Below are 11,073 nucleotides of genomic sequence, written 5' to 3'. Positions count from 1 at the left end.
ACCTCGGCCATCTCCCCAGGTGTCACACCATCACAACGACACCAACAGCCCAACAGACACGCCACTCAGAAGTGAAGCTGACCAAGCCCTACTAGATACCGGGCTTCGATCTGATTGATGGCCGACTGAGTCCGACGGGGAATGCCCGGAATCTGGCGGACGGGACGGATGCTGCTGCGAACTTGCCATCGCTGAGCGCGGATGGCACCGGGCGGCTTACGCGCCATCGGCCTTTCGGGTCTGCGTCATGGCGCTCATCATGCCAGAGCTCACAGGCACCGTCAGCCGAGGCCCGCAGACGAAGGCCGTGGACGCGACGCTGCTGCTGGCACTGTCGTCGACCACGGCAAAGACTTCGCCTGCTTCGCGCTCACCGTCGCCCGCGAACGCCTCGGCATCAGTGTCCCGCCCGACCCGCCCCGCCCCGAGTCCTTGTGGTAACCGGCCCCTGTGGCAGCGAGACCCAGCGCGGGTACTGGACACCGCAGCGACCCGCCCTGCACGCCGCCGCAAGCCTGTGCGAAGATCCCGGTCCGAACCATCGAAAGCCGACCGGACCTGCACAGAGTTCCAAGGTGGCCGCATCGAGAGAAGTGCACATGCGTAGCAGCGCGGCCGGAGCCAGGCAGCTCCTCATTATCGCCGTCGGAGCGGCCCTCGTGACGGGCTCCGGCGCCACTGGGCCCTCCGGCCCGTCGGAGTCGTCGGCATCCGTCGCCTCCGCGGCGCCTTTCGACCAGCGGCGTGTGCGGGCAGACCTGGAGGCGGCTGTCGCGGTCGCCGGGCTGCCCGAAGGGGAGACGGAGGTGCAGCGCGTGGTATCGCCCACTCAAGGAGCCACGAAGGCGGAACGCGAGCGGGTCGCCCTGGCGGCGCGCTTGTCGCCCTGCATCGTGTCGTGGTCCATGGGTCCTGGCGATACCTCAAGCCGCGAGTTCGAGCCCGGGCAGCTGCGACGACAGCTGGACGTCGTCCTCGCGCACCTGGTGCAGCGCGGCTGGGCGCTCGGCACCGATGACGAGGTGCCGATGGAGCACGGAGAAGCGGCCTTCATCGCCACGTACAAGAAGCAGGGCTGGACGCTCCACGCACGGCACTACCCGTTCTCGTCGTCCGGCTACGCAACCGCGATGGCCACGCAGGACGGCTGCTTCGCCGGGATCACGGACGAGGAAGCGGACCTGCTCGACGATCACTGAGTTCTCGCGTCATCGCCGATTCCCTGTCGAACCGTTCACGTTGCGCCATCCGAACCGGGCAGGGCCAGGGCCCGAGTGGTGGCGGAGATGAGCAGGGGGCGCCGAGGGCGTGGACGCCGGCCGCCTGGGCCGATCTCGCCAGGCGCTGGGCCGACGACCCGGCTCAGGCATTCGCCGCAGCTCTCGCACCCTGAGCCTGCAACGCTTCGGAGATCATGCGAATCCACTCCACAAAAGAGAACCGGCCGTGTGATGTGCATCACACATGGGCCCGTTCGTTCGACCGCAACCATCTGCGGGGCTCGCGAATCAAACCAGGTACACCAAAGGCCACGTCCGCGCCCCCTCGCGGAGGCCTCACCGACATCGTGCGCCGGGCGACATCCGTGCACGCCGTATCCCTTGAGGTCTTCATGAAGCTTCGTCGTGCCCTGGCCGCCGCGGCCATGACGGCCGCCACAGCACCGATCGCGCTGCTGTCCACCTCCGCCGCCTTCGCCACGGACGACGTCTCGCCGTCGCCGTCCGCGACGGAGAGCACCCTCGAGACCACACCGTCGCAGACCGAGTCGGGCCCGGCCGCCGGGCAGACCTCGCCCGCGCCCGCCGAGTCCTCCCCGGCCGCAGAGGAGAGCAGCCCCGCCACGGGCGAGAGCTCCCCGGCGCCGACCGGGAGCACCCCGTCCGGCGAGGAGTCGGAGGACGAGGAGGGCGGCGACGAGGTCGTCAAGGAGTGCCCGGTGGACGAGGACGGTGACCCGATCCGCGACGTCAGCGAGTCGCTGCACAGCTCGCTCAAGGGTCTGCCCGAGACGGTCGTGGCCGGCAGCGGCTGGACGAACTTCACCTTCGAGGTCAGCAACTCCGGCGACCGGACGATCGAGGACATCCTGCCTCACATCGACGCTGTCGCGCGGGACGCGGAGCTGGAGCACGATTACAGCGACCTCGTCACCGTGCAGGTCAGGGCCGGCGACCGCTGGGTCGACCTCGTCACCCAGCTCGGTGAGGGCGGCACGGTCAACTGGTTCGACCTCGAAGGCGGCCAGTCGATCAGCTGGGACCTTCGGGTGAGCATCAGCCACTACGTCCCGAGGGGGATCGGCATCGGCATCGGTCTCGCCCAGTACACCGACGACGAGGCGTGCTGGACCGCCGAGGACGAGAACTACGGCCTCTACTACTTCGAGATCCTGCCCGCCGGTACCGACGCGGGCGAGCCGGACGACGCCAAGCCCCAGACCGGTGGCAAGAGCGAGATCACCGAGGTCCACCAGGTCGACGCCGACGGTGAACTCGCCGAAACCGGTTCGGACTCGAACCTGCCGGTCATCGCCACCATCGGCGGCATCGCGGTGCTCGCCGGCACCGGCGTGGTCTTCACGATGAAACGCCGGGCGCGAGCCGAGGCGTAAGTCTCGGCCACTCTGCACAAGCAAGCGGCACCGTCGGCATCCCCGGCAACGGCACCCTCAGCGCGCCGAACGCACCCCACAACCGACAAGGGCTACAACCTGCGCTGGAGATCCGTTGCGGGGGCAGAGGACAGGAGCCCGCTCACCGCTCGTCCTCCCAGTCAGGCTCTGGGCACGGCATCGGATCCGTCACCCAGCCGGCTGTCAGCACGAGGCGCGTGTGGCGATGCAGGGCGAGGAAGCCGAAGGGACGGTCGAAGGCGGCGCTGATCCTGGTGGTGACGTAGCGGAGGTCGGGCAGGCCCCCGGCGAGTGCACCGAACGCCGTCACCGCGGCGGCCTCGAAACCCAGCGCGTCGAACTTCGCCATGGTGTTCTGCTTCGCCGAACTGATGGCGAGCGGGAAGCCGCTGATGCCAGGGAAGTGTCCGCGCGAGGCGTCCTGTGCCGTCGTGAGCCCGAACAACTCGTGCAGCTTCAGTAGATCGTGGCTCGCGTTCGTGTGGTACGCCACGGTCGTCACATCCAGCGACGGCGGCTCGGGCCGTGTGCAGCGCACCTTCTCCACCCGCAGACCGGGGCCCACGTTCCCGAACGGCAGCCGCGGCCCCGGTACGACCGCGTACCGGCCGGCAAGGAGGTCGACGCCTGCTCCCAGCACTTGCCCCGGCTTCATGTCCTCTTCGCCGAGCAGCAGATGCACGTCCAGGGCGTTGTTCCCGAGCACCTTCAGCTCGGTGACGTATCCGCCGGGCGTGTCCGCCACCCCGACCCGGTCCAGCACCGCACTGGAGCGCCTCAGCCCCAGCCGTGGACTGGTGGACCAGGGCTCGTACGCCGTTTCCAGTTCCACCTCTTGGAAAGGGCTCAGCCACTGCGTGCGCATGGTCAGCGCGCTCGCCAGCACCAGCTGCGTGCCCTCGGTCAACGCGATCGGCATACGGTCGATCAGCCCGCCGGTCTGCTTCGCCGTCCAGGCATCCAGCGCCCGTCCATCGTCCGCAGGGTCCCCGGTGAGTACCCCGTGGACGTCGGCCGCCAGGCTCGCCGCCCACTCCTGCCTCAGCTCCAGCGTGCGCTTCGTCCACAACCCCAGGGCCATGTCCAGGCCCCGCATGGCGCCCATCGTGGCGAGCAACTCCCGTGCGGCGTCCCTGGCTTGCCCGGCGGGAAGCCCGAGAGCATCCGACAGTTCGGACCGCGCCGCACCCCCGGCACCGTCGGCCAGGTGCGCCAGCAACGGCCACACTCCCGCCGCCGAGAACGCCGTACCGTCCTTCGACGCACCCGCCCACCGCGCGGTCAACGCGTTCACCGCGCGGACCGTCGCCGCCGTGACTCCCATTGCTCCCCCAACATCTGGCGTGCCCAGGACGCGCCCGCTCGTGGTTCGAGCGACGTCGCCCTGCGGCGCCGGAATCCTATGATCCTCGACTGTCGAATCAGCCAAGGTGCAGGGGTGAAAGGTGTCGAGAGTCCCGCCGAGGGTCTACGACCCCTGACCCAGTACCGCTGAATGCCGCGTATACGAACGGGCCTTCTTCTCAGCGCGAGATCTCCTCGCCACTGGTCCGTGCAGCTCGGCGGGTCAGCCAGCTGGTGCCGGAGGCGTCACCGTCGCGCTCGCTGGCGACGAATGCGCCGCCGGCCGAGACGGCGCCGGTGAGTGTGACGCGGGGCTCGGCCTGGGCGTCGTACCGGTCTGCTTTCGGATGCAGCAGGTTCGTTCCGGGCTGGTCCGCGAGCGGCCACGGCTCTTGCGGGCGGTGCGCGGCCTCCCCGATCGTCGTGCCATGGGGATGGGGATACTGACGACCTGCCTGGTCTCGCTGGTGGCCGTGAACGTCGCGATGTGGCTGATCCGGTTGTGGCGGCGCTCGGTCGAGGCCCGAGGAGTGCGGCAGGTGCGGGCCTGGCCGGGGCTCGACGTCTACCACGCGGATCTGTTGGGCGCGGGCCAACGGCTGTGCTCCACCGACCACCAGCCCAGCGATCTGGAACGCAACTCCTACCGGGCGGCCGAGGTGGCCGTCCGCCTGCTGCGACAGGACGGTCTGATCGACGACGCCGTCATCAAGATGGCCCCGGACGCGGCCGAACCGGCCCACCCGGTCACGGCGGCCGCGTTCCGTTACATCGACCGATCCAGGATCATCCCCAGTGAGATGCGCACCGGAGACGTGGGCCGCGACCCCGACTTCCAGACCGCCGTGCGCACGCATCTCAAGGAGCTCTTCGTCCACGCTCCCGCCACCCGACGCCATCCGGCCACCACGACCGTGCAGGCGGCTGTGTGGGCCTACGGCCTCGGTGCGGCAGCGCCGGCCGTGCACATCTTTCTCCTGCTGCGCGGTTCCGCTCCCGACGACCCGTACGTCGCGCAGGGCGCGTTCGTGCTGGCCTTCCTCGTCTTCGTGGCGGGTCTGATCGTCCTCACCGCCCAAGCAGGCAACACCTGGCACCCCCTGGAGGACACCGGCGTGCCGCCCGGCTTCACGGAACTGTCTCAGCCCCGCCCGAGCGACGATCCTCCGGAGGTGGCGTGAACCAGCACGGCCGAACGCTCCTCGTCACCGGTCCGGGGTGGCTGGGACCCGTACGGGGTCCTGGCAACCACCGCCTCCCTTCCGCCCGTGCATGCCTCAGAGGTTGCGGTCAAGGACCACTATGTCGTCGCCCATGCCGATGACGAGGTCCGGGCCGACGACGGTCACGCACTGGGCCCGCGCCGGCAGCGCGATCCGCTCCCGGAGCCGGGCAGTGGCGAGATCCCAGACGTGGAGGGCACCGCTGCTGTCCAAGGTGACGGCTTCCGTTCGGTCATCCCGCGTCGTGCAGGTCACTGCCACGACTGCTGACCGGTGTTGCGCAAGTGTGGACCGCAGGCTGCCGTCAGCCAGATCCCACAGCTGTACGGCGGTGTCGTTCCCGCCCACGGTCAGCGCGTGCGGACGGCCGTCCAGGGCAGTGATGGCGAGTGCCCGTATCCAGTAGTGCCCTGTGTGGATGGTGGAACTGATGCGTCGGCTCTTCCCGGTGAGCTTCCACAGCCGCAGCGCGCCGTCTTCGCCGCCGGTGAGGAGGTGGGGGTGGCCGTCGACGGTGACGGACTCCATGGCCCGCACCGCCGACCGGGTGCGGTCGGTGAGAAGCGGGTGCTCGGAGTCTTCGTCGAGGCTCCACACGCGTACGGTGCGGTCCGAGTCGGAGGTGACCGCGTGGGGACGGCCTTTGACGTCTGTCCATGCCACGGTCTGCACCTGGTGGTCCGGGCCGGGGAGGTTGCGGCGTTCGGTACCCGCGGCGAGGTCCCAGACCCTGGCGGCGCCGCAGCAGCCTCCGACAGCGGCGCAGGGACTGCCGTCGACCGTCGTGCAGGCCAGCGCCTCCACACGGTGGCCGTGGGAAAGGGTGCGTCGTTCCGTCCCGTCGGCCAGGTCCCAGACCCGTACGGTGGTGTCGCCTCCGGTGACGGCGTGTGGACGTCCGTCGATCGTGACGAGGCCCGCACCCTGCACGGTTCCGGTGTGGCCCCTGCGTGCCACGGGCAGGGTGATGTCATTCAGGTCCCATACGCGGGGGCTCGAGGAATGGCCGCCGCTCACGGCGTACGGGCGCCCGTCGATCTCCGTACAGGCCAGCACGTCCGGATAGCCCTGGTGTCCGGCGAGGACGGCGCGTTCGGTGTTCTCGGTCAGGTCCCACACGCGAACCGTGCAGTCGTCACCGGCGGTCAGTACGTGGGGGCGTCCGCCGAGGTCGACGCAGCGCACGGCGGACATCCACGAGGTGTGCCCGCCCAGCGCGGCGCGCTCCGAGCCGTCGGTCAGGCACCACACCCGTGCCGTCCGCTCCCCGCCGCTCCCGGTGACGGCGTGGGGGATGCCGTCGATGACCGTGCACGACACGGAGTACACGGCGGACGTGTGACCGGTGAGCACGGCCCTCTCGACCCCGTCTTCCAGGTCCCACAGCCTGACCGTGTCGTCATAGCCCCCGGTCACGGCCACGGACCGGCCGGTGACCTCGGCAAAGGCCACCGCGCGTACCTCGTCGGTGTGGCCGGGCATCCGCGCTCGTTCCGAGCCGTCGACCAGGTCCCACACTCGGACCAGACAGTCCTCTCCCGCGGTCACCGCGTGCGGCCGGCCGTCGATCACCGTGCAGCCCACCGCCCGTATCCAGCCCTTGTGCCCCTTGAGGGCGAACCGCTCGGCGCCGGTGTCCAGGTCCCACACCCGCAGGCCGCCGGAGCAGGTTCCGGTGACTACATGGGGGCGCCCGTCGATCTCGGTGCAGTCCAGTGCGTAGACCCCGTCGTCCTCGGTGATGACCAGGCGTTCCGTACCGTCGGTCATGTCCCACACGCGGACGCTGGAGTCGTAGCAGCCGGTCACCGCGTGGGGGCGCCCGTCGATGACGGTGCACGCGGCGGCATCCACGCCCAGTCCGGTACGGGTGAAGCGCAGCGCGGGATGGACCATCGAGCCGGTCGCCCAGCGCGGACTCCAGGGGCGGCCTCGGGACAGTTCCCCGGCAAGGCCGGTCTCGCCATGGCGTGCGGCGTCGACGGCGAGGATGTCCCGCCTTTCGGGCAGGCCCGCGGTGGCGTGGAGGTGAACGGATGCCCGGTAAATGCTCCGCCGCACCCGCCCCTGGGCCGAGCCGGGGATGTTGACGGCGCGGAGCAGTCCTCGCGGGGCGGCGTGCACCAAGTACTCGGCGTCTTCCAGGAGTTCATCCAGGACACCGGCTTCGGCGGCATGGGCTGCGAGGTGGTCGACGATGTACGGCGCGGCAGCCGGCCAGTCGGGGCGCCCGTCGGCCCCGTTGACAGGCACTGCGGCCAGCAAGGCGCTGGTGATTGCCTGTTGTGTCCGCCGCTCGTCCGACCGGTCTCCCGGTGCACGCAACCGGTAGGCCGCGCCCGCCCGGGTCTGCGTCTCGACCAGGAGTTCACCCGCCTGGTTCCGGTACCTGCTCACGTCCTGAGCCGTCCACGGGTGGCCCGACAGGGCGCGTGCCAGATCCGCCCACAGGGCAAGGGGCAGACCCGCGCCCTCGGCGAACCCCAACGGCCGCAGCAAGGCGGCCTCGTCGTCCGCATCCAGCGTCAGCCGGCCGACCTCGCCACTGTTCGTCATTGCCACACGCTCCTCGCAGCCCGTTCACGAGCCCGGCCCTCCCCGCAAGCGGGTGGTCGGGTCGCTAGCCTGGCCACGGATGCTACAGACGGCCACTGACACCAACGGCCTGCAGTGCTGCGCTCGCTCCGATACGGCCAGAGCGCGCCGGGCCACGGCGTGGCGCCTCCCGACCGATGTGTTCCAGGGGCATTGGGGTGGCGGGGGAACGGCCCGGTGGCGTGGCTACCGCACCGGCCCGCGGCGCTTCCTAGGGTCGGCGGGGGCACGGCACGGGGCCGGCCGTCGGAGCACACAGGCGGGTGAGTCATGGAACGGATGACGGCCGGATCGGCGACGAATGGCGGCCTCGGGCCGACCCGGAGGTGGTCCCGGCGGCTGGCCGCCGCCGTGGGCCTGGTCCTGCTCTGCGCGCTGCCCGCCGGGGCGACGGACGCCGTCCGGGCCGGTGACGCCGGCACGCCGGTCGGCCCGGCCCCGTACGTGTCCGACTACGGCGGCAACCGGGTGCTGACGCTGTCCAACGGTGAACAGGTCACCGTCCCTGTCGACGGTCTGGTGCGTCCGACCGGCATGACCTGGGACGCCGCCGGCCGGCTCTACGTCTCCGACACCGGCAACAACCGGGTCGTCGTCCTGCCTCCGGACGGCGGGGAGCAGTCGGTCGTGGCGGCGGGCGATCTGTCGCGCCCGCTGGGGCTCGCGGTCGACCCGGCCGGGAACCTGTACATCGCCGACAGCTTCAACGACCGGATCGTGAAGGTGGCCGCCGACGGCGGGGGCCGGACCGTGCTCGCCACACAGGGACTGCTGCACCCGTGGGGGCTGGCCTGGGCACCCGACGGGCATCTGTACGTCTCCGACTTCGTCAACGACCGGGTCGTCAGGGTCGCGGTGGACGGAGGCGGCCGGCAGACCGTGCCCACGACGGGCCTCTCCCAGCCGACCGGGCTGGCACTCGGCGCCGGCGGCGACCTGTACGTCGCCGACAGCGGCAACAACCGCGTGGTGAAGGTGGCCACCGCAAGCGGGCGGCAGAGCACCGTTCCCGTCACCGGACTGAACTCCCCGCTCGGACTCGCCCTCGACGGCAACGGTCACCTGTACGTGGCCGACGGGTTCAACAACCGCGTGGTGCGCGTCCGCGAGGCAGGAGGAGGACAGGTGACACTCGGCTTCACGGGCCTCAACACCCCGACCGGTCTGGCCTTCCCCCCGGCCCCGGACAGCCCGGGATACGGGCAGGACTGACAGGGGCGAGGCGCCTTTTCACGGCGACGCGCCGAGCGGCAAGGTCCTGCAACAGTGCGCTGCGGCCCTGGTGGAGCACCCTCAACCCCCGCATTCATCCGGCGGATCACACGAGTCACCCGCGCGCGGACCATACGGAATCCGAAGGTCCGCGGAAAATCCCTTGCCCAATGGTCAAGGATTGTTGACCATTGCTCGCATGCCTACCGACGACCTTCCCGAGACGTTTCACGTCACCACGGACGAACAACTGCGCGCCGTCTCCAATCTCACGCGCCACCGGATCATGGCCGTGCTCCGCTTCGAGCCGACGACGATCACGCAGATCGCCGACCGTTTGGGCCTCGCGAAGGGGAGTTCCAGCTACCACGTACGGCTGCTGGAGCGGGCCGGCCTGGTGAAGGTGGTGCGGACGCGGAAGGTGCGGGGTGTCACCGAGCGGTACTACGCAATGGCCGCACGGTCGATCGAGCTGCCGGATCCCGGCCGGGGAGGGCCGGATGTGCTGATGCGCCATGCGGTGGCGGACCTGGAGTCGTCACCGGCGGACGGCCGGCACGTACGGATGGCGCATCTGCGCCTCACCGATGAGCAGTTCGCACAGCTGGGGGCGCGGCTTCAGGCACTGGCGGACGAGTACCGGGAGCTGTCCGATCCGTCGCTGCCGGACGCCTCCCTCGTCTTCGCACTCTTCCACCCTGAACCGCGCGAGCAGGCCGAGGGGGGCGCCAAGTGACCTCGGACGCAACGAAGTTGCCGACCGGATTCGGACGGCTGTGGACTGCGCAGACGGTGTCCTCACTCGGCGACGGGGTGTCGCACGCCGCACTGCCGCTGCTCGCGTTGACGTTGACACGGGACCCCATGGCGCTCGCCGTCGTCACGGCCGCCGGCACACTGCCATGGCTGCTCTTCGGCGTCCTCGGCGGTGCGCTGGTGGACCGCTGGGACCGCCGGCGCACGATGTGGGTGACCGACGCGGTGCGTGCGGTGCTGCTCGCGATACCGGCGGCAGCGGCCGCGCTCGACGTGCTGAGTATTCAGCTGCTCGCGGCCGTCGCCTTCCTGCTCGGCCTCGGCGGACTCTTCTTCGACACCGCCGCCACGGCCTACCTCCCGGATCTGCTCGGCCGCGAACCCGCACTCCTGGAGCGCGCCAACTCCCGCCTGCGCGGTACCCAGACCGCCATGTCCGGCTTCGCGGGACCGCCCGCGGGCAGTGCCCTGCTCGCGCTCGGGCGGGCGGTCCCGCTGCTCGCCGACGCGCTGTCGTTCATGGTCTCCGCACTACTCGTACGGTCACTTCCCGCCGTGCCCCGGCCCGTGCCGGAGATCCGCGAGTCACTGCTCCGGCAGGCGCGAGCCGGGGCCTCGTACGTATTCCGCGACCGGCTGCTCCTCGGGCTCGCGCTCCGCCCAGCAGTCGGGAACGTCGCCTTCCTCGCCGTGGAAACCGTCCTCGCCCTCTTCGCGCACGAGCGCCTCGGCATCGACACCTACGGCTTCGGCCTGCTTCTGACGGCGGAAGCCACCGGCGGCCTGTTCGGTGCGGGCATCGCCTCCTACCTTGGCCGGCGACTCGGTACCGGCACCGCACTGACCTGCACGGCCGCCGTCGAAGGGCTCGCCATCCTGGGCCTTGCCGCCGCCCCGAACCCGTACGCGGCCGGACTTGCGCTCGCCGTCTGCGGGGCAGGCATGGGCGCCACGATGGTGCTCGGGCCCTCCCTCCGTCAGGCGATCGTCCCGCCCCACCTCATGGGCCGGGTCGCCTCCACCTCCCGCATGCTGGCCATGTGCGCCGCCCCCTTCGGGGCCTTCCTCGGCGGCTGGCTGGCCACCACGTACGGCGTCCGCAGCCCGCTCTACGCCGCCGCCGTCCTCCTCCTGGCGATGACGGCCGTCACGGCATCCATGACCAGCAACCGCCGGGTCGAAGCGGCTCTGCGCGCCGCCGCCCCGACCGGCACTCCAGATCACCCGGCATCCGAGGAACCCGCCCAGGAGAAGGCACCCGACCTGTTGTGAAGCCCGCCACGAGGGCACGACGACAAACCGGGGCCA

8 protein-coding genes are annotated in these 11,073 nt (G+C 70.6%); 6 read left to right on the top strand and 2 right to left on the bottom strand.

Annotated features, from left to right (window positions below; all coding sequences use genetic code 11):
- Nucleotides 1–599: 599 nt before the first annotated feature.
- Nucleotides 600–1,199, top strand: coding sequence for a hypothetical protein (locus ABT296_RS35620; protein WP_351933764.1), 600 nt, complete (start codon nucleotides 600–602; stop codon nucleotides 1,197–1,199).
- Nucleotides 1,200–1,612: 413 nt separating this feature from the next.
- The gene (locus ABT296_RS35615; RefSeq protein WP_351933762.1) at nucleotides 1,613–2,614 is read left to right on the top strand and encodes an LAETG motif-containing sortase-dependent surface protein; all 1,002 of its coding nucleotides are present in this window, start codon (nucleotides 1,613–1,615) and stop codon (nucleotides 2,612–2,614) included.
- 142 nt (nucleotides 2,615–2,756) lie between these two features.
- On the opposite strand, the gene ABT296_RS35610 is transcribed toward ABT296_RS35615, so the two are convergent.
- Nucleotides 2,757–3,959: a serpin family protein gene (locus ABT296_RS35610; RefSeq protein ID WP_351933768.1), complete on the bottom strand. Its 1,203-nt coding sequence runs from the start codon at nucleotides 3,957–3,959 to the stop codon at nucleotides 2,757–2,759.
- A gap of 448 nt (nucleotides 3,960–4,407) precedes the next feature.
- On the opposite strand from ABT296_RS35610, the gene ABT296_RS35605 reads away from it, so the two are divergent.
- Nucleotides 4,408–5,160, top strand: coding sequence for a hypothetical protein (locus ABT296_RS35605; RefSeq protein ID WP_351933760.1), 753 nt, complete (start codon nucleotides 4,408–4,410; stop codon nucleotides 5,158–5,160).
- 96 nt (nucleotides 5,161–5,256) lie between these two features.
- On the opposite strand, the gene ABT296_RS35600 is transcribed toward ABT296_RS35605, so the two are convergent.
- The gene (locus ABT296_RS35600) at nucleotides 5,257–7,758 is read right to left on the bottom strand and encodes a WD40 repeat domain-containing protein (protein WP_351933758.1); all 2,502 of its coding nucleotides are present in this window, start codon (nucleotides 7,756–7,758) and stop codon (nucleotides 5,257–5,259) included.
- Between the two features lie 309 nt (nucleotides 7,759–8,067).
- Between ABT296_RS35600 and ABT296_RS35595 the strand changes: the two genes are divergently transcribed.
- The 3 genes from ABT296_RS35595 (at nucleotide 8,068) to ABT296_RS35585 (ending at nucleotide 11,037) form a co-directional block, all read left to right on the top strand.
- Nucleotides 8,068–9,009 (top strand): virginiamycin B lyase family protein, encoded by a 942-nt coding sequence (locus ABT296_RS35595; RefSeq protein WP_351933756.1) that lies wholly within the window; start codon nucleotides 8,068–8,070, stop codon nucleotides 9,007–9,009.
- 199 nt (nucleotides 9,010–9,208) lie between these two features.
- The gene (locus ABT296_RS35590; RefSeq protein ID WP_351933754.1) at nucleotides 9,209–9,745 is read left to right on the top strand and encodes a helix-turn-helix domain-containing protein; all 537 of its coding nucleotides are present in this window, start codon (nucleotides 9,209–9,211) and stop codon (nucleotides 9,743–9,745) included.
- Entirely contained in the window at nucleotides 9,742–11,037 is a 1,296-nt protein-coding gene (locus ABT296_RS35585; RefSeq protein WP_351933752.1) for an MFS transporter, read from the top strand. Before ABT296_RS35590 ends, ABT296_RS35585 begins: the two co-directional genes overlap by 4 nt.
- Nucleotides 11,038–11,073: the final 36 nt, after the last annotated feature.

It is taken from the genome of Streptomyces sp. NPDC000983 (assembly GCF_040299205.1).
Lineage (GTDB): Bacteria > Actinomycetota > Actinomycetes > Streptomycetales > Streptomycetaceae > Streptomyces.
Note: the sequence above shows the minus strand (reverse complement) of the source record. Positions and strands in the feature narration are given on the sequence as shown.

What these genes read in the sequence shown, in the direction of transcription:
- ABT296_RS35610 (WP_351933768.1), bottom strand. Translation starts at nt 3,959, where the DNA reads ATGGGAGTCACGGCGGCGACGGTCCGCGCGGTGAACGCGTTGACCGCG.
- ABT296_RS35595 (WP_351933756.1), top strand. Translation starts at nt 8,068, where the DNA reads ATGGAACGGATGACGGCCGGATCGGCGACGAATGGCGGCCTCGGGCCG.
- ABT296_RS35600 (WP_351933758.1), bottom strand. Translation starts at nt 7,758, where the DNA reads ATGACGAACAGTGGCGAGGTCGGCCGGCTGACGCTGGATGCGGACGAC.
- ABT296_RS35605 (WP_351933760.1), top strand. Translation starts at nt 4,408, where the DNA reads ATGGGGATGGGGATACTGACGACCTGCCTGGTCTCGCTGGTGGCCGTG.
- ABT296_RS35615 (WP_351933762.1), top strand. Translation starts at nt 1,613, where the DNA reads ATGAAGCTTCGTCGTGCCCTGGCCGCCGCGGCCATGACGGCCGCCACA.
- ABT296_RS35620 (WP_351933764.1), top strand. Translation starts at nt 600, where the DNA reads ATGCGTAGCAGCGCGGCCGGAGCCAGGCAGCTCCTCATTATCGCCGTC.
- ABT296_RS35590 (WP_351933754.1), top strand. Translation starts at nt 9,209, where the DNA reads ATGCCTACCGACGACCTTCCCGAGACGTTTCACGTCACCACGGACGAA.